Annotated in this window: 17 protein-coding genes; 3 read left to right on the top strand and 14 right to left on the bottom strand. The window is 68.9% G+C overall.

Features of this window, described 5'->3' with window-relative positions; genetic code table 11:
* Positions 1-6: 6 nt before the first annotated feature.
* The 9 genes from KL771_RS23350 to KL771_RS23390 form a co-directional block, all read right to left on the bottom strand.
* Positions 7-1,017, bottom strand: coding sequence for an ABC transporter ATP-binding protein (locus tag KL771_RS23350; protein ID WP_261970919.1), 1,011 nt, complete (start codon positions 1,015-1,017; stop codon positions 7-9).
* Positions 1,010-2,122 carry an ABC transporter ATP-binding protein gene (locus KL771_RS23355; protein WP_261970920.1) on the bottom strand — a complete coding sequence of 371 codons (1,113 nt, stop codon included), beginning with the start codon at positions 2,120-2,122 and terminating at the stop codon, positions 1,010-1,012. Before KL771_RS23355 ends, KL771_RS23350 begins: the two co-directional genes overlap by 8 nt.
* 11 nt (positions 2,123-2,133) lie before the next feature.
* Positions 2,134-2,349 (bottom strand): hypothetical protein, encoded by a 216-nt coding sequence (locus KL771_RS23360; RefSeq protein WP_261970921.1) that lies wholly within the window; start codon positions 2,347-2,349, stop codon positions 2,134-2,136.
* A complete protein-coding gene (locus KL771_RS23365; RefSeq protein WP_261970922.1) occupies positions 2,346-3,293 on the bottom strand; it encodes a carbohydrate ABC transporter permease in 948 nt (315 codons plus the stop codon). Before KL771_RS23365 ends, KL771_RS23360 begins: the two co-directional genes overlap by 4 nt.
* The gene (locus tag KL771_RS23370; RefSeq protein WP_261970923.1) at positions 3,290-4,237 is read right to left on the bottom strand and encodes a carbohydrate ABC transporter permease; all 948 of its coding nucleotides are present in this window, start codon (positions 4,235-4,237) and stop codon (positions 3,290-3,292) included. The genes KL771_RS23365 and KL771_RS23370 overlap by 4 nt, the downstream gene beginning before the upstream one ends.
* A gap of 359 nt (positions 4,238-4,596) precedes the next feature.
* The gene (locus KL771_RS23375) at positions 4,597-5,931 is read right to left on the bottom strand and encodes an ABC transporter substrate-binding protein (RefSeq protein WP_261970924.1); all 1,335 of its coding nucleotides are present in this window, start codon (positions 5,929-5,931) and stop codon (positions 4,597-4,599) included.
* Positions 5,932-6,177: 246 nt separating this feature from the next.
* On the bottom strand, positions 6,178-7,350 hold the full coding sequence (locus tag KL771_RS23380; protein WP_261970925.1) for a Gfo/Idh/MocA family protein: 1,173 nt from the start codon (positions 7,348-7,350) through the stop codon (positions 6,178-6,180).
* A gap of 28 nt (positions 7,351-7,378) precedes the next feature.
* Positions 7,379-8,443: a sugar phosphate isomerase/epimerase family protein gene (locus tag KL771_RS23385; RefSeq protein ID WP_261970926.1), complete on the bottom strand. Its 1,065-nt coding sequence runs from the start codon at positions 8,441-8,443 to the stop codon at positions 7,379-7,381.
* Between the two features lie 177 nt (positions 8,444-8,620).
* On the bottom strand, positions 8,621-9,421 hold the full coding sequence (locus KL771_RS23390) for a phosphatase PAP2 family protein (RefSeq protein WP_261970927.1): 801 nt from the start codon (positions 9,419-9,421) through the stop codon (positions 8,621-8,623).
* 173 nt (positions 9,422-9,594) lie between these two features.
* Between KL771_RS23390 and KL771_RS23395 the strand changes: the two genes are divergently transcribed.
* The 3 genes from KL771_RS23395 to KL771_RS23405 all read left to right on the top strand — a co-directional run bounded on the left by KL771_RS23395 (position 9,595) and on the right by KL771_RS23405 (position 13,196).
* Positions 9,595-11,124 carry a glycosyltransferase family 39 protein gene (locus tag KL771_RS23395; protein ID WP_261970928.1) on the top strand — a complete coding sequence of 510 codons (1,530 nt, stop codon included), beginning with the start codon at positions 9,595-9,597 and terminating at the stop codon, positions 11,122-11,124.
* A gap of 89 nt (positions 11,125-11,213) precedes the next feature.
* Positions 11,214-12,623 carry a glucuronate isomerase gene (gene uxaC, locus KL771_RS23400; RefSeq protein WP_261970929.1) on the top strand — a complete coding sequence of 470 codons (1,410 nt, stop codon included), beginning with the start codon at positions 11,214-11,216 and terminating at the stop codon, positions 12,621-12,623.
* Between the two features lie 210 nt (positions 12,624-12,833).
* On the top strand, positions 12,834-13,196 hold the full coding sequence (locus tag KL771_RS23405; protein ID WP_261970930.1) for an ArsR/SmtB family transcription factor: 363 nt from the start codon (positions 12,834-12,836) through the stop codon (positions 13,194-13,196).
* 64 nt (positions 13,197-13,260) lie between these two features.
* Here the strand turns inward: KL771_RS23405 and KL771_RS23410 are convergent, their stop codons facing one another.
* From KL771_RS23410 to KL771_RS23430, 5 genes are all read right to left on the bottom strand, one after another.
* Positions 13,261-14,445 (bottom strand): multidrug effflux MFS transporter, encoded by a 1,185-nt coding sequence (locus tag KL771_RS23410; RefSeq protein WP_261970931.1) that lies wholly within the window; start codon positions 14,443-14,445, stop codon positions 13,261-13,263.
* A gap of 147 nt (positions 14,446-14,592) precedes the next feature.
* Positions 14,593-15,186 (bottom strand): formyltransferase family protein, encoded by a 594-nt coding sequence (locus tag KL771_RS23415; protein ID WP_261970932.1) that lies wholly within the window; start codon positions 15,184-15,186, stop codon positions 14,593-14,595.
* A 339-nt stretch (positions 15,187-15,525) separates the two neighbouring features.
* Entirely contained in the window at positions 15,526-16,116 is a 591-nt protein-coding gene (locus KL771_RS23420) for a PRC-barrel domain-containing protein (protein WP_261970933.1), read from the bottom strand.
* A 395-nt stretch (positions 16,117-16,511) separates the two neighbouring features.
* Entirely contained in the window at positions 16,512-16,766 is a 255-nt protein-coding gene (locus KL771_RS23425) for a sulfur globule protein precursor (protein ID WP_315901522.1), read from the bottom strand.
* 152 nt (positions 16,767-16,918) lie between these two features.
* A complete protein-coding gene (locus tag KL771_RS23430) occupies positions 16,919-18,520 on the bottom strand; it encodes an ABC transporter substrate-binding protein (protein ID WP_261970934.1) in 1,602 nt (533 codons plus the stop codon).
* Positions 18,521-18,554: the final 34 nt, after the last annotated feature.

Here is an 18,554-nt window from a genome sequence, read left to right on the forward strand (position 1 = left end):
CTGGCCTCAATCGATCCGCCGGCCGGCGGCATCGAAGCAGAGCGGGTCGGCGAGCGTGATGTCGACGGCGGCATCGCGTTCGAGCGCGGTATCGGGATCGACCAGGGCGACCAGCGAATGGCCGTCGAGGGCGATGTGCAGGTGGCTCTGGTCGCCGAGATGCTCGACCCACTTCACCCGGCCGCGCGCCTGGCCGTCCGCCGGGGTGACGCGGATATGCTCGGTGCGCGCGCCGACCGTGCGGGTGCCCGCAGCCAGCCGGTTGGCGGGCAGCAGGTCGGCCGGCAGCAGGTTGATGGCGGGCTGGCCGAGCCGCTGGGCGACATAGGTGTCGACCGGCTGCTCGTAGATCTCGCGCGGACTGCCGACCTGCACCAGCCGTCCGCGATCGATCACGCCGATGCGGGTGGCAAGCGTCATGGCTTCGATCTGGTCGTGGGTGACGTAGAGGATCGTGGCGCCGAGATCCACCTGGATTCGTTTCAATTCCAGCCGGAGATCGGCGCGCAGCTTGGCGTCGAGCGAGGAGAGCGGCTCGTCCATCAGGTAGACCGACGGCCGGCGCACCAGGGCGCGGCCGATGGCGACGCGCTGCATCTGCCCGCCGGACAGTTGCGTGGCGCGGTTCTTCAGTTTGTCCTCGATCTGCAGCAGACGGGCGAGTTCGCGCACCGTCGTCTCGATTTCGGCCTCGGGCACGCGCCGGGTCGGCGAGCGCAGCGGGAAGGCGAGGTTGTCGTAGACCGAGAGATGCGGGTAGAGCGAATATTGCTGGAACACGAAGGTCACGTCGCGTGCCGCCGGCGGCTCCGCGGTCACGTCGCGTCCGCCGATGGCGATGCGGCCGGCATCGGGCCGCTCCAGCCCGGCGACCAGGCGCAGCGCGGTGGTCTTGCCGGCCCCGGTCGGACCGAGCAGGACCAGGAATTCGCCGTCCGCGATGGTCAGCGACAGATCCTCGACCGCGGTGGTGCGGCCGAATCGCTTGGTGACGCCTTCGAGCCTGATCTCAGCCACGGCGATGCCCCTTCGTCTCGGCGGCGACGGTCCAGGCCGTCCTCAGCGCCCGGCCGGTCGCCTTGTCGAACAGCGACAGCTTCTCGGGCCGGAAGGCGAGGCCGACCGGCGCCCCGACCGTGACGCTCTCGGCGGAGGGCAGGCGCGCGCGCACCGTGCCGGCGCCGGTGCGGATGGTGACGATCTGCGTGGTGCCGAGATATTCGGCGCCGAACACCTCGCCGCGCAGGCCGCCGTCGTCGACCAGCTGGACCTGTTCGGGGCGCACGCCGAGGACCAGATCGGTGGCGGTGGTGCCGTCGAGCACGGCCGGGATGGCGGCGACGGTCTCGCCGACCTGCACGGTAGTCGCGCCGGGCGCGAGCGGGCCGCGGCAGGGGATCAGGTTCATCGGCGGCGAGCCGATGAAGTCGGCCACAAACAGCGTCGCCGGCCGGCCGTAGATCTGCTGCGGGGTGTCGAACTGCTCGATCACGCCCTTGTTCATGACCGCGATCTTGTCGGCCATCGCCATGGCCTCGAGCTGGTCGTGGGTGACGTAAAGCGTGGTCGCGCCGAGCCGGTCGTGCAGGGCGCGCAGTTCGGCGATCATGGCCTCGCGCAATTCGGTGTCGAGCGCGCCGAGCGGCTCGTCCATCAGGAAGGCCTTCGGGTTGCGCACGATGGCGCGGCCGAGGGCGACGCGCTGGCGGTCGCCGCCGGACAGGCCGGAGACCGAGCGGTCGAGCAGATGGCCGATGCGCAGCGTGCGCGCCGCCTCCTCGACCCGGGTCTTGATCTCGGGCTTGGCGACGCCCTGGTTGGCGAGCGGATAGCCGATGTTCTTGCGCACGTTCATGTGCGGATAGAGCGCGAACAGCTGGAACACGAAAGCGATGTCGCGGGCGGACGCCCGGAGTTGGGTCACGTCGTCGCCGTCGAGCCTGATCAGGCCGGAGGAGGGCAGTTCGAGCCCGGCGATCATGCGCAGCGTCGTCGTCTTGCCGCAGCCGGACGGCCCGAGCATGACGAAGAATTCGCCGCTCGCCACGGTGAAGCTGGAATTCTTGACGGCGACGAACTCGCCGAAGGATTTGTGCAGGTTCTCGACCCGGATCTCGGCCACGTCTGCGCTCCTCAGGCCGGGAACTTCGATCCGACCACGAACAGCACCGTGCCGGCGAGCGTGACCGCGAAGGAATAGGTGTAGAGGGTCAGTGAGAAGGGCTGCATCAGCATGATCACGCCGGCGACGATCAGGGTGGTGGCCAGGCCCTCGGCGAGGCCGCGCGGCGAGAGCCGGCGCCTTTCGGAGCCCGGAGAGGCGGATTCGGGTTCGTTCAGCCGGCTCATTTCCTGACCGCTCCGAAGGTGATGCCGCGCAGGAGGTGCTTTCTCAGGAGCACCGTGAAGACCACGATCGGGACCAGGAAGATCGCCGTGCCGGCCGCGACGGCAGGCCAGTCCTGGCCGCCCTCGCCGATGATGATCGGGATGAAGGGCGGGGCGGTCTGCGCCTCGCCGGAGGTCAGCAAGACCGCGAAGGCATATTCGTTCCAGGCGAAGATCATGCAGAAGATGGCGGTTGCGGCGATGCCGGTGGCGGCCTGCGGCAGCACGACCTTTCGGAAGGCTTGCAGCCGCGTATAGCCGTCGATCATCGCCGCTTCCTCGTATTCGCGCGGGATCTCGTCGATGAAGCCCTTCAGCAGCCAGACCGCGAGCGAGACGTTGACGGCGGTGTAGAGCAGGATCATGCCGAACTTGGTGTCGGACAGGCCGAGCTCGCGATACATCAGGTAGATCGGGATGGCGACTGCGATCGGCGGCATCATGCGCGTCGACAGGATGAAGAACAGCAGGTCGTCGGCGAGCGGCACCCGGAAGCGCGAGAAGCCGTAGGCCGCCATGGTGCCGAGCGCGACCGCGAAGAAGGTCGACCCGAAGGCGATCACGACCGAGTTCCAGAAGCGCGGCACGTAGTTGGACGGGCCGGCAATGACCATGTTGCGCGCCCGGGCGATCTCCTCGCAGGTGCCCGAGGCCGGGGGCAGGGACTTGATATAGTCCTCGGTCTGCCGCGAGCGGGTCGTGAACAGGTTGCAGAAGCCTTCCAGCGACGGCGTGAACACGATCTTGGGCGGATAGGAGATCGAATCCGGCGGCGTCTTCAGCGCCGTCAGGAAGATCCAGACCAGCGGCAGCATGGTGATCAGCGCATAGGCGATGACCAGGCTGCCGGCGATGGCCTTGGTGCGGCCCGAGGGCTCGACGACGGAATGGGCGGACGTGCTCATCGGCTCTTCACCCGGTTGAGCGCCTTCACGTAGATGTTGGCGAGGCCGAAGACGGTGACGAAGAGAATGATCGCGAAGGCGGAGGAATAGCCGGTGCGCCATTTCTCGAAGGCTTCGCGCTTCAGGGTGATCGAGGCGACCTCGGTGGTCGAACCGGGCCCGCCGGAGGTCAACAGGTTGACCATGTCGAACATCTTGAAGTTCTCGATGCCCCGGAACAGCACGGCCAGCATGATGAAGGGTAGCGCCATGGGCAGCGTGATGGTCCAGAACTGGCGCCAGGGCGAGGCGCGGTCGACCTCGGCGGCTTCGTAGATGTAGTCGGGAATCGAGCGCAGGCCGGCCAGGCAGATGAGGATCACGTAGGGGGTCCACATCCAGGTGTCGACGATGACGATCGCCCAGGGCGCCAGCGCGACCGTGCCAAGCATCTCGAAGGAGGACGGCGGTACGCCGGTCACGGCCGAGATGCCGTAGTTGAACAGGCCGATCTGGGGCTGGAACAGGAAGCGCCAGAAATTGCCGACCACGGCCGGCGACAGCATCATCGGCACCAGGATTACGGTGGTCCAGAAGCCGTGGCCGCGGAACTTGCGGTCGATCGCCCAGGCGAGCGAGAAGCCGAGCACGGTCTGGATCAGGATGGTCCAGATGACGAAATGCGCGGTCGCCTGCATCGGCTGCCAGACTTCCGGATCGGTCAGGATCGACACGTAGTTGTCGATGCCGACATCGCGGACCGGCGCATTGGTGCGGTTGGCGCGGAAGTTGGTGAACGACAGCCGGATCGTCCAGATCAGCGGAAAGATGTTGATCGCGAGCAGGAGCACGATCGTCGGCGCGATGAACAGCCACGCGATCGCGCGGTCCGACAGGCCGCGGATGTGCCGGGCGAGGGCAGGCGGCGTGGACGCGGCGGCGCGGTCGATGATGGGCGGGCTCACGGTCTCGGATCCATGGCTCTGGTGAGGGCTCTGGCGGGGCGTGCGCGGCAGGCTGATGCCACGGCGCCGCAGGGCATTCGCAAGCGGCCCCGCACGGGCGGCCGCAGGATCACGGCACAGGTGCCGGACCGGATGATCGTCACCCGGCGCGTCTTCGGGCGGTCCCGGCCGGCCGGCGGGCGAAGCCCGGAACGCCGGGCGGCGGGCGGCGGGATGGGCGGGGTCTCGGCCGGACCTTGCCCGGACCGGATGCCTGTTTCCGTCCATACCGGCCCGGACCTTCGTGGGCCGGCATGGACGCGCCGGTTCGGCGGCCTCCGCCCGCGGCCGGGAGCCCGCGGGCGGAGGCCTGGACGGCGTCAGAGCTTGCCGTCGTCCTTGAACACCTTGATCCAGTCCTTGACCAGGGCGTCGAGGGCTTCCTTGGCGGTGCCCTTGTCGGCGACGACATATTCGTGGATGCGCTTCTGTTCGGCGAGCAGGAGCTGGGCATAGGACGGATCGGCCCAGAAGTCCTTGACCTCACCCATCGCCGTCAGGAAGTCGGCTGCAAAGGGCGCGGAGGCCTTGAAGTCCGGCGCGTTGAGCACGCCCTTGTGGCAGGTGTAACCGCCGAGCGCCCACCACTTCTTCTGCACGTCGAGCGAGGCGAACCACTTGATATACTGCAGCGCCTCGTTCTTGTTGGGCGAGTAGCTGACGACCGAGATGCCCTGGCCGCCGAGCTGCGAGGCGTGAACCTTCTCGCCCGGATTGACGAAGAAGCCGATCTTGGCTCCGCCGACCTTCTCGTCCTTGTAGAGGCCGGGGAAGAAGGCGAACCAGTTCATCTGCATCGCGACCTGGCCGGACTTGAAGGCGTCGAGGCCTTCCTGCATGTAGGCGTCCGTATAGCCCGGCGGCGTGCAGCACTTGTACAGCGCCTTGTAGAATTCGAGGCCCTTGACGGCGTCGGCGCTGTTGACGAAGCCTTCCATGCTGTAGGGCTTCTTCGGATCCTGGTACTGGAAGCCGAAGGTGTAGAGCGCGTTGGACACGCCCATCGTGATGCCTTCCGAGCCGCGCTCGGTGAAGATCGCGGCGCCGTAGACCTTCTTGCCGTCGATCTCGCGGCCCTGGAAGAATTCGGCGATTTGCTTCAGTTCGGTCTGCGTCTTCGGCGGGGCGAGATCGCGGTTGTGCTTCTTCTTGAATTCGGCCTGCAGCTCGGGCTTGGCGAACCAGTCCTTGCGGTAGGTCCAGCCGAGCGCGTCGCCCATGGCCGGCAGCGCCCAGTAGTTCGGCGTGCCCTTCGGCCATTCGGCATAGCCGGCGACCGTCGCCGGCATGAAGTCGTCGATCTTGATGCCTTCCTTGGCGAAGAAGTCGTTCAGCTTGACGTAGTGGCCGTTCTCGGCCGAACCGCCGATCCACTGGCTGTCGCCGATCAGCAGGTCGCACAGCTTGCCCTTCGAGTTCAGCTCGTTGAGCATGCGGTCGGCGAAATTGGGCCAGGGCACGAATTCGAACTTCATGCCGACGCCGGACTTGGCCGTGAAATCCTTGGACAGTTCGACCAACGCGTTGGCCGGGTCCCAGGCGGCCCAGCACAGCGTGATGGTCTTGCCCTGTGCGGCGGCCGGAGCGGCGGTGAGCGCCGTGGCGACGAGGGTCGTGGCCGCCGCGAGGCCGGCCGACGCCAGAATCTTCCTCATGCGATGTCCTCCCATGTTCGCGTGCCACCGCGCCCCGAAACGGCGAGATCAATCGCCGTCGAGCGAGGAAAAGCACCATCCCGTCGCGCCCAAACCCAAGTCGAGCGCGCGGAATCAGCCTGATTGTGCTGGAGGCGATGCGCCTCCTCCCGGATCGTCCCTCTGAAACGGGGACGTTTAGTTTGCGTGTTTAGTGAAACTCAAATCACTAAACTTGGCAAGAGGGCGGAGGCCGCGTTCCGCCGATTATGCCAGAGGCACCCAGGTGCCGCCGGCCGACGCGCTTTTCACGGCCGCGGCGACGAAGCGGACACCGGCCAGCCCGTCGGCCACATCGGGGAAGACCACCGCCGGATCGACGGCGCCGCCGCTCTTTCGTGCGGCCAGCGCATCGGCGATCTCGCGGTAGATGTTGGCGAAGCCCTCGATATAGCCCTCCGGGTGGCCGAACGGCACGCGCGTCAGCCGGCCGGCCTCGGGGCTGGCGCCGTCGCCGCCGCGGGTGATGCGGCGCTTCGGCTCGCCGAGCGGCGTGAACCAGAGATAGTTCGGATCCTCCTGCGACCATTCCAGCCCGCCGCGGCTGCCATAGACGCGCAGGCGCAGGCCGTTCTCGTTGCCGGGCGCGACCTGGCTCGCCCAGAGCATGCCGCGCGCGCCGCCGCGGTAGCGGATGAGCACGCCGACATTGTCGTCGAGCCGCCGGCCGGGCACGAAGGTGGTCAGTTCGGCGAGGATCGCCTCCGCCTCCAGGCCGCTGACGAAGCGGGCGAGATCGTAGGCGTGGGTGCCGATGTCGCCGACGCAGCCGCCGGCGCCCGAGCGGGCCGGATCGGTGCGCCAGTCGGCCTGCTTCTGGCCGCCCTGCTCGATCGGCTCGGTCAGCCAGGCCTGCGGATATTCGACCTGCACCACCCGTATGTCGCCGATCGCGCCGGCCGCCACCATGGCGCGGGCCTGCCGGATCAGCGGATAGCCGGTATAATTGTAGGTGACGGCGAACAGCCGGCCGCTTGTCGCGACCAGATCGGCCAGTGCCTCGGCCTCCGCGACGGTCGCGGTCAGCGGCTTGTCGCAGATCACGTCGAAGCCGGCCTCCAGTGCCGCGCGGGCGACCGGATAGTGCATGTGGTTCGGCGTCACGATCGCGACCGCGTCGATGCGGTCGGCCCGGCCGGCCTCGGCGGCCAGCATGTCCTGGTAGGACGCATAGGCGCGGTCCTCGGCGATGCCGAGCTCCAGCGCCGAGGCGCGCGCCCGCACCGGATCGGACGACAGCGCGCCGGCGGCCAGGACCCAGCGGTCGTCGAGCCGGGCCGCCATGCGGTGGACCGCGCCGATGAAGGCGCCCTGTCCGCCGCCGACCATGCCGAGACGCAGCCGCCCGCCGACCGCGTCGCCACGACCTTCGATGCTCATGGGATGCTCCGTGGTTTGTGGCTCTGGATCAAGCGAGGCCGAGCAGGCGGCGGTTGGCCGCCTCGTCGATGCCGGCGGCGGCGAAATCGTCGAAGGCGCGCTCGGTGACGCGGATGATGTGGCCGGCGATGAACGGCGCGCCCTCCGCGGCGCCCTGCTCGGGATGCTTCAGGCAGCATTCCCATTCCAGCACCGCCCAGCCCGAATAGCCGTATTGGGCGAGCTTGGAGAAGATGCCGGAGAAGTCGACCTGGCCGTCGCCGAGCGAGCGGAAGCGGCCGGCGCGGTCGATCCAGGATTGGTAGCCGCCATAGACGCCGACCCGGCCGGACGGGTTGAACTCGGCATCCTTGACGTGGAAGGCGCGGATGCGCTCGTGGTAGATGTCGATGAAGGCGAGATAGTCGAGCTGCTGCAGCACGAAATGCGACGGATCGTAGTTGATCGCGCAGCGCGGATGGTTGCCGACCCGCTCCAGGAACATCTCGAAGGTCGCGCCGTCGTGGATGTCCTCGCCGGGATGGATCTCGTAGCAGACGTCGCAGCCGGCCGCGTCATAGGCGTCGAGGATCGGGCGCCAGCGCCGGGCCAGTTCGTCGAAGGCGGTCTCGACCAGGCCGGCGGGGCGCTGCGGCCAGGGATAGAGATAGGGCCAGGCGAGCGCGCCCGGGAAGGTGACATGCGAGGTCAGGCCGAGATGGGCGGAGGCGCGCGCGGCCTTCAGCATCTGGTCGACCGCCCATTCGGCGCGGGCCTTGGGATTGCCGCGCACCGCCGGGGCGGCGAAGCCGTCGAAGGCTTCGTCATAGGCCGGATGCACGGCGACCAGCTGACCCTGCAGATGGGTCGACAGTTCGGTGATCGCGACGCCGGATTCGGCGCAGATGCCCTTGACCTCGTCGCAATAGGTCTTCGAGGCGGCGGCCTTGTCGAGATCGAACAGGCGGGCGTCCCAGGTCGGGATCTGGATGCCCTCGTAGCCGTGGTCCGCGGCCCAGCGGACGATGGCGGGCAGGCTGTCGAACGGCGCCGCGTCGCCCGCGAACTGGGCGAGAAAGATCGCGGGCCCCTTGATGGAACCGAGCTTGGTCACGGAAATCCTCCCACGCGAGAGAGCCGTCTGATGCGGCTCTTGGGCGTTCCGGGGGGCTGCTCCAGCCGCCGGAGGCGGAGGATGCAGGCCGATCCCGAAACGGTCGCGGGACGAAGTCTGTCACGATTGGCAGCGGTGCCGCAACTCCCCGATGCGGATCCTCTGCGGGGTCGCGGCTCAGCGATCGGCGCGGAAGCGACCGGCAATACCGCGGCCGAAGCGGGCGAGCGCGGCATCGAGCGCGCGGCCCTGGTCGGGGCTCATGCGCACCAGGAAGATGTCGCGCATCACGAACATGACGAGCAGGGTCAGGCCCCAGGCGATGACCACGTCGGACAGGAAATGCGCCCCGAAGGCGATCCGGTTGAGCGAGATCGCCACGGTCCAGACCGCCGCCGTCACAACGATGGGCAGCCGCCAGCGCGCCGGCGCCAGGATCGCGAAGGCCATGAACAGAACCGCCGTGGAGGCCTCGCCGGAGACGAAGGAACAGTTGGCCGCGCATTGGTCGGCCGGAATCCAGGGCGGCGTGAACTGCGCCGTGCCCCCGTAGAGGTCGACATGGTTCGGCCGGGCACGGCCCCAATGCTGCTTGAGGATCAGGTTGACGACGACCAGCGGACCGGCGATCAGGCTGGCGCCGAGGAACAGCGGGCGCCGGACATCGACCCCGTCGACCCAGGCCGGCTTGGCGATCTTCAGCCCGATCGGCACCAAAGCGGCCAGCGCCAGCACCCAGGTCGCCAGGCGACCGGCCTCGCGCAGGACCAGCAGCCAGCCGGACTCTTCGGCTGCAAATCCACGACCCGTCTGGTAGAAAAGCGCCGTCATGCCGGTGTCGAGATCCGGCAAGGCATAGAGCAGGACGGAGACGACCAGAGTGGCCAGCAGCGTGATCAGGATCGACCTGCCCGCCCCCCACCGCGGTCCAGTCCTTTCCCGAGCCATCCTGCCGCCACCGTCTTCCACAACCGTCATGAGGCCTCCGCGTCGCGACGCGAGATCGGGGAGTTAGCGGCGCGTCCGCCACGGCTGGCAAGCCCGGCTTCGAACGCACCACCGGTGCCGACCGGAAGGCCGGTCCGGGACCCTATATGAGGAAGGCTGGCGACAGCCTGACGAATTTCACGAAGGCACCGTCCGAAACGGCCATGCGCAATCTCCTGCTGCTTCTGGCGGCCTCGACCGCGGTCCGTCTGCTGCTGGCCGCCCTGATCGATCCCGGCATCGACGAGGCCTATGCGCGCGCCGTCGCGCAGCGCCTGGACTGGTCCTATTTCGACCACCCGCCGCTGACCTTCTGGATCGTGCACGCGGTTCAGGCCGTCGCCGGACCGGCTGCGCCGGTCTGGCTGGTGCGCCTGCCCTTCGTGGCGGCTTTCACGGCGACCGGTGCGCTGATGTTCCGGCTGGCGGCGCGCCTGGGCGGCGAGCGCGCCGGGGTCGCGGCCGTCGCGGTGCTGACGCTCGCACCCTTCTTTCTGGTCTCGGCCGGCAGCTGGATCGTACCGGACGGGCCGATGTTGCTGTTCGTCGGCCTCGCCGCCCTGGTCATGGCGCGCATCCTGTTCGACGAGGCCGATCCCGGCCGCGCCGACCGGCTCTGGCTGCTGGCCGGTCTCGCCTTCGGGCTGGCGCTGCTCTCCAAGCTCCATGCCGGCCTGATCGGGATCGGGGCGCTGGTGTTTCTGCTGGGCTCGCCGCGCCACAGGGGCCTCCTCGCCACGCGCGGACCCTGGCTGGCCGGCGCCGTCGCCCTGCTGGTCTTCGCGCCGGTGCTCGGCTGGAACGCGGCGCATGACTGGGTCTCGTTCGGCTTCCAGGGCGGACGCGGCGTGCCGACGGGCTGGCATCCGGCTGCAGGCGTCCGGCTCCTCGGCGGGCAGGTGCTCTATCTGCTGCCCTGGACCTTCGCCGGCCTCGTCTGGGCGCTCTGGGGCGGGATCGCGCGGGCCGGCGCGGACACGCCGCAGCGCTATCTCGCCTCTCTGGCATGGCCCTGTATCGCTGTCATGACGCTCGTCCCGTTCCTGTCCGGCCAGGGCTTGCCGCATTGGGCGATGCCGGGCTGGTTCTTCGCCGTCCCGCTGTTCGGTGCCCGGATCGCGGCCGCCGCCCAGGCCGGATCGCCCTGGCCGCGCCGGGCCGGCGCGGCATCGGGCGGCCTCCTCGCCGTGGCGGCCGCCGTCGTGGTGGCGGCGCCCTTCCTGCAGACGCGTTTGCCGGCCGCCTGGCGCCCGGGCGTCGACCGGGCCTTCGCCGAGGCGCTCGCCTGGCGCGGCCTCGACCGGCTGCTCGAACGGGAGGGCCTGCTGCCTGCGAATGGATTCGCGGTCGCGACCAGTTGGCGGCAGGGCGGGCGGATCGCCGGCGGGCTGGCCGGGCGCGTCCCGGTCACGGTCTTCTCGCCGGACCCGCGCGGCTTCGCCTTCCTGGCGCCGGCCGACGCCCGGCTCGGCCGCGACGCCGTGGTGATCGGCACCGGGCCGGGCTTCGCCCGCGACCTCGCGCTGATGAACGGGCTGTTCGAACGGATCGGCCCGATCCGCGACCTGACCCTGGTCCTGCCGGGCGGGGCGGAACTGCCGGTCCGCGCGGCGCCGGCGACCCGGCTGCGCGTCCCCTATCCCTGGCCGTATGGACTGTCCGGCCGGATTGCCGCCGGCCATTCCGGACCGTAATCAGGCCCGCGGCCGAGTCCGGTCTTGATCGGCATCGCAACTCGTATGACAAGTCGCCAACCCGACCGCATGCCTCGGAGGAGAAACCGATGGGCCTCATTCACGAAGACCGCCTGTTTCCGGCGGACCCGACCACCCGCGCGATCGCGCGGCGGCTCTACGAGACCGTGAAGGATCTACCCATCGTCTCCCCGCACGGTCATACCGATCCGCGCTGGTTCGCCGAAAACGAGCCCTTTCCGGATCCGGCCCGGCTGTTCGTCATCCCGGACCATTATGTGACGCGGATGCTCTACAGCCAGGGCGTTCGGCTTCAGGAACTCGGCATCGCCACCCGCGACGGCAGCCCGACCGAGACCGATCCGCGGCGCATCTGGCGCCGCTTCGCCGAGAACTACCATCTGTTCCGCGGCACCCCCTCGCGCATGTGGCTCGACCATTCCTTCGCGACCCTGTTCGGGCTGGACACCCGGCTGAGCGCCGAAACGGCGGATCTCTACTACGACACCATCGCCGACCATCTCGCGCGCGACGACTACCGCCCGCGCGCCCTGTTCGAGCGCTTCAAGATCGAGGTCATCGCCACCACCGAGAGCCCGCTCGATCCGTTGCACTGGCATGGCATGATCCGCGCGTCGGGCTGGTCCGGCCAGGTGATCACGGCCTACCGGCCGGATCCGGTCTGCGATCCGGATTTTGCCGGCTTCCACGACAATGTCCGCCAACTGGGCGAATTGACCGGCTGCGACACCGGTTCCTGGTCGGGCTATCTGGAGGCGCATCGCCGGCGGCGCGCCTTCTTCAAGAGCTTCGGCGCGACCTCGACCGATCACGGCCATCCGACCGCGCGCACCGCCGACCTCGCGCGCGCCGATGCCGAGGCGCTGCATGCGCGGGTCATGGCGGGGGCGGTCTCGGCCCAGGATGCCGAACTCTACCGCGCGCAGTGCCTGACCGAGATGGCCGGGATGAGCCTCGAGGACGGTCTGGTCATGCAGATCCATCCGGGCTCGTGGCGCAACCACAACCCGCTGCTGTTCGATCGGTTCGGGCGCGACATGGGCGCCGACATTCCGAGCCGGACCGACTATGTCGGCGCGCTGAAGCCGCTGCTCGACCGCTACGGCAACGAGCCCGCGCTGACCGTGATCGTGTTCACGCTCGACGAGACCACCTATTCGCGCGAACTGGCCCCGCTCGCCGGACACTATCCGGCGCTTCGGATCGGCCCGGCCTGGTGGTTCTTCGACAGCCCCGAGGGCATGAAGCGCTACCGCGACCTGGTCACCGAGACGGCGGGTTTCTACAATACCGTCGGCTTCAACGATGACACCCGTGCCTTCACGTCGATCCCGGCCCGTCACGACGTGTCGCGCCGGGTCGATTGCGGCTATCTGGCCGGGCTGGTCGCCAGCCATCGCCTCGACGAGGACGAGGCCTTCGTGGTTGCCCGCGACCTCGCCTACGACCTGGCGCGCAAGGCCTACAAGCTCGACTGAGCCGGCGGGGCGGCGGCCGAAGCGCCGGCGCCGCCCCCGGCCTCGCCCCGAAGCGGCGGCCGTCCGGCGGTCCCCGGCGGGTCGGAATGGTCTTGAAGTCAGATACTTGACTTCCTATGCTCCGTCGCGGAACCACGGTTCGATCGCGCGAAGCCGTCATCCGATGTCGGGCGAAAGCCTGCGATCCCGTGTCCGCCCAGGAGCCGCGTCGTGCCGGAGCCGACCATCGCCATCCCCGATCCGGCAGACGATTCGGCGATGCCGCCGCCGGTCCCGGACATTGAGATCGCGGCCTTGGGACCGGCCGAGATCCGCAGCGCCGCGGAGGTCTTCAAGGGGCTCGGCCATGACGGACGGCTCGCCGCCCTGGCCTTTCTGGCCGACGGCGAGAAGTCGGTCGGCGACATCTGCGACCATCTGCATCTGAACCAGCCGGCGACGTCGCAGATCCTGGCGGCGCTCAGGGCTTCGCGGCTGGTCGCGTTCCGGCGCGAAGGCAAGAACGTGCTCTATCAACTCGCCGCCCCCGAACTCGCCGACCTGATCCGCATCGCCGGGCGCCTGAAGTTCTGACCGCGCCGCGGTGGCCCGAAGGCGCATCGCGGGTCCGGCCGGTCGGCATCCCGAGGCGCCGCGCTCAGACGCGGCGCGCGGCGATGACGCGTTCGGTGACGAAGACGGCGACCCCCACCACCGCGACGGTACCGGCCAGCGCCCAGGCGGTCCGCGCCGCCCCGGCGCCGACGACGATGCCGATGACGGCCGCCGCGGTCATCTGCAGGAGGCCGATCAGCGAGGAGGCCGCGCCGGCCCGCTCCGGGAAGGGCATCAGCGCCGAGGCCTGGGTCAGCGGGAAGGCGATGCCGACGCCGATCATGTAGACCATCATCGGGGCGACGATCTCCAGGACATGGCCCGGACCGAAGGCGACGCCGGCCGCCATGGCCAGACCGCCCGTGCCCATGGCGGCGGCGCCGAAACCGATCGCGCGCGCCATGCCGGCGAGGCGGACCAGGAAGCGGCCGGTCACGGTGCCGAGCATATAGGCGAGCGCGCAGGCGCCGAAGGCGAGGCCATAGGCGATCTCGCCCAGCCCGTAGAGCCCCTGCAGGACGAAGGACGAGCCGGAAATGAAGGCGAACAGGCCGCCATAGGTCCCCGCGCACAGCAGCACATGCAGGCGGAAATGGTCCGAGCGCAGCAGGGCGCCGAAGTCCGTCAGGATCGCGACGACCGAGAGCGGCGAGTCCAGGCGCTGCCGGACGGTCTCCGGCAGGCGCATGACGACGAACCACAGCGCCGTCCCGGCCAGTGCCAAGGCGCCGAGGAAGTTGGCGCGCCAGCCGAGCGTCACCTCGAGACCGGCGCCGACGACCGGCGCGACCGCCGGCACGAAGGCCATGATGGTCCCCATCCGCGACAGTTCCTGGCCGGCCCGGTCGCCGGAATAGAGGTCGCGCACGATCGCCCGCGCGATCACGATCGGCCCGCAGGCACCCAGGGCCTGAATGAAACGGGCGGCGATCAGGGTCTCGATCGACCAGGCGAAGGCGCACAGCGCCGAGGCCAGGGCGTAGAGGCTAAGGCTTGCGACGAGCACCGGCTTGCGGCCGAGCCGGTCGGAGACCGGCCCGTACAGCACCTGCCCGATGGCGAAGCCGAACATGAAGCCCGACAGGGTCAGTTGGACCGCGGGGCTATCGGCCTGCAGGGCGCGACCGATCGCCGGCAGCGACGGGAGATACATGTCGGTCGACATGGGGCCGAGCGCGATGAGCAGCGCCAGGACCAGCGTCATGCCGAGGGTGTTGGGTTTCAGCACGGAAGATCACGCCCAGTTGGAGACGGGCGCGACCATCCTTCGGCAGCCTGCCGGACGCAAGGCCGAGCCGCTATGCGCAAGCTGCGGGGATCGGGTCCGGCCGATGCCGGCCGGTCCGCTGCGGCCGGTCCGTTACGGCCTGTCCGGTCAGGCGTCCTTGATCTTCGGTGCCCGGGTGGCGAACTGCTCGTCCTGCGGCAGCGACGGGATCGAGCCATGCTCGTTGGCGTGGCGGACCAGGCGGCCGATCAGCTTCAGCCCGAGCGGCGCCAGGGCACGCTCCCACAATTCGCGGGCGGTCTCGCCCTTGCGGACGAAGCACCAGTCCTGCATGGCGATCGCGCCGGCATCCATCTTGTCGGCAAGATGGTAGATGGTGCCGCCGGCGATCGCGTCGCCCTCCTTGACGGTCCATTCGACCGCCGCGATGCCGCGATGGCGCGGCAGCAGGGAGGGATGGTAGCCGACGCCGCCGAGCGGCGCCTTGGCGACCGCCTCGGCGGTGACGCGCGCATGGCTGTGCGCGGTCACGATCAGGTCGGTGCCGTCCGGGATCTCGCCCGCCGGCACGACCTTCGGGTCGGCCTGGACCGTGACCGGGATGCCCTTCTGTTCGGCCGCGGATTTCAGCCGGTCATCCGCCGTCGGCACCACAACGCCGATGACGTTGCCGCCCTCGGCCAGGATCGCATCGAGAGCCGCCGAGCCGAAATAGCGGGAGCCGACCACCGTGATCTTCATGTTTCCTCCCCGGATTGCCGTGCCGGACCGTGATCTGGCATTCGTTGTGCCAGCTTTGCGCCGCGATCGGAACCGTCCAAGGTCCTGGTGCGGCGGCCGGTCGCAACCCGCATCCTAGAGCATTTCGGGCGCGGACGAAATCGCGCAGGCGAAAAGGAAATGCACCAGAGTCAAGGGCTTGAGGGGGCCGCGGCGCGCCTCGTCCGGGCCCGTCGCGCCTGGACCGGCGCATCCCGCACCACCCGCCGGCCGCCGGGCGGGGCCTGGCCCCAAGCCGAACGGCCCGGCGGGGTGCGCCGGGCCGTCCGATTCGGTGCCGCGAGGCGGCTGTGCTTTCGGTTACTGCGGATTGACGGGCGTCTTCGGGGCCACCGGGCCGGAGCCGGTCGCCCCCGTGGTCGCGCTGCTGCCGGCGTTGCGCTTGTCGACTTTCTTGAATTCCGGAGCCGCCTTGAGGGCCTCCTTGGTGGTCGACATGGCGACCCGCGAGACCTGCGCGTTGTCCGGATCGCGGGTCACCTGCACCGCGTCGTAGGGGACCGCGACATTCTTCTCGCCCATGCCGAGGAAGCCGCCGACGCCGATCACCACCGCCTGGGCCCGGCCGTCCCGGTCCAGAATCACGTCGTCGATCTCGCCGATCGTCTCGTTCGCCGAACCGCGCACCGTGGCGCCGATCAGGCCCGAGGCGAGCATCTGGTCGGGCATCTGCTGCTGCACGAAGGTGATGCTGGTCCGGCCGGTCGTGGTGGTGGTGGTGGTCGTCGTCGCGCCGGTGGTGGTCGTGCCGACCGGCGGATTCACGACGCCGGGCGTCGAGGTGCCGATCGGCGGGGTGATGGTGCCGGGGGTCTTGGTATCGCTCTGGGCCATGGCGCCGGTGAACGGAACAGCCACCAGGGCGGAGATCATCAGGGCACGCTTCATCATGGGTTTTCTTCCTTCTATAGGGACGGCGCAATTCGCGCTCTTGGTATCAACGGTCGAACACTGAATTTGGTTCCGGGCAATACAGAAAAGGCGTGGTCTTATTGCTTAGCTCAAGTGTGCCGATGATCCGGGCATCCGTTCTGCCGGACGAAAAATACGGCCGACCGCTGGGGAGCGATCGGCCGCCAAGGTCAGGAAGGGGAACGTCTCTGCGTCCGGACGTCCGCCAAAGCCTGACGTCCGACGGGACAACGCATGACGGCGCGGCGGGTTCCGCGGCGGACCGAAAAATTCCGACGCCGCCCGAATGCGGGCCGGGCCGCCCGCAATGGCGAAGCCGGAGCCGCCCAAGGGGGCGCTCCGGCTCGTCGTCCCGGCATCCGGCCGGCAGCGGATCAGTAGCAGAAGGTCTTGTTCTTCCAGACCGGGCCCCAGGGGGTGTGAACCAGCTTCGGCTTCACCACGCAGCCGCCGCCATAGTAGCCGCCGTAATACGGGCCGCCATAGTAGGGGCCGCCGTAGAAGTGGCCGCCGTGATGGCCGTGGACCTTGATCACCACCTTGGCTTCGGCCGCGGAGGTGGCGGCGACGGTGCCGGTGGCGAGGGCGGCGGTGGCGGCCAGGGCCATCATGGTCTTGCGCATGATCATGTCGGTGTCTCTCTCTCTTTCGGGTCGGACCGTCGATCGATCCGTCATGAGGAGAGGATGCAGCCGCGGCGCTGAACCCGTTCTGAGGGCGCCGTTCAGCAAACTTGCAGGATTCGAGATGTCGGCCGCGACCGCACCCCGTAGGCGGCCGTCTACGGCTGCAGGTCGACGCCGTCGAAGGGGTAGCGGCCGAGCGGGTCCATGCGGAAACCGGTCACCTCCTTGCGGGTCGCCATGTAGACGACCGAATGGGCGATCGGCACCCAGGGCGCGTCGGCCTTGGCGATGATCTGCGCCTCGCGGTAGTAGCGCTCGCGCTCGGTCTGGATCGCGGTCTCCTTGGCGCGGGTGATCAGCTGGTCGAAATCGGCGTTGCACCACTTGGCAACGTTGTTGCCGCCGGCGCGCGCGGCCGTGCAGCCCAGCATGGTGTCGAGGAAATTGTCCGGGTCGCCGTTGTCGCCGGTCCAGCCGAACAGGGCCATCGGCGCCTCGCCGGCCTGCAAGCGGGCGCGGTAGGAGCTCCATTCGTCGGTGACCAGCTTCAGCCGGACGCCGACCTTGGCGAGATCGGCCTGGATCAGCTCGGCGATGCGCTTGCCGTTCGGATTGTAGGGGCGGCTGACCGGCATGTACCAGAGCTCGGTCTCGAAGCCCTGCGCCAGCCCCGCCTCGGCGAGCAGCTTGCGGGCGGCGGCCGGGTCGTAGGGATAGTCCTTCACGTCGTCGTTGTAGGACCACAGCGTCGGCGGAATCGGGTTCTTGGCCGGCGTGCCGGCGCCGCCATAGACGGCGGCCACGATGGTCTGCTTGTCGATCGCCATGTTGACGGCGCGCCGGACGCGCAGGTCGTCGAACGGCGCGCGCGTGACGTTGAGCGACATGTAGCCGATGTTCAGCCCCTCCAGCCGCAGCAGCCGCAGGGCCGGATCGGTTTCGATGCGCCGGATGTCGGCCGGGTTCGGGAAGGCCATGACGTGGCATTCGCCGGCCTTCAGCTTGGTCAGCCGCACCGCCGGATTGGGCGTGATGGAGAAGACCAGCGTGTCGAGCGGCATGCGCCCGCCCCAATAGTCCGGGAATACGCGATAGCGGATCGCGACATCCTTCTGGTAGGAGACGAACGAGAACGGTCCGGTGCCGATCGGCTCCAGATCGAGCTGTTCGGGATGGCCCTGGCGGAGCAGCAGGTCGGCATATTCGGCCGAATGGACGACATTGAACGACATCGCCAGATTGGCCAGGAACGGCGCGTTCGGCCGCTTCAGTCGGATGACCACGGTCCGCTCGTCGCGCTTCTCGATGGCATCGAGAAGCTCTGGCATGGCCAGATCCTTGAAGTAGTCGTAATTGCCGCCCGAGATCTTGTGGTAGGGGTGGTCCGCCTTCCACTGCCGCATCAGCGAGAAGACCACATCGTCGGCATTCATGGTCCGCGACGGGGTGAAGACGGCGTTGGAATGGAACTTCACGCCCTCGCGCAGCCGGAAGGTATAGACCCGGCCGTCCTCTGAGATGGTCCAGGACTCGGCGAGGCCCGGCAGGATGCGGGTGCCGCCCGGCTCGAACTCGACCAGCGAGTTGAACATCGGCTTGCCGGCCGTCACCCCGGTCGTGGTGGTGACGAGCTGCGGGTTCAGCGCCTCCGGATTGCCCTCCGAGCAATAGACCAGCGTCTTGGCGGCGGCGGGCAGCGGCGCGGCCACCAGCGCGGCGGCCAGGAAGAGGGCGCGTGGCTTGCGGATGGGGATCATCGAAGGGCCTCCGGAGCCGGGTGGTCCATCCAAT

It is taken from the genome of Prosthecodimorpha staleyi, assembly GCF_018729455.1.
Lineage (GTDB): Bacteria > Pseudomonadota > Alphaproteobacteria > Rhizobiales > Ancalomicrobiaceae > Prosthecodimorpha > Prosthecodimorpha staleyi.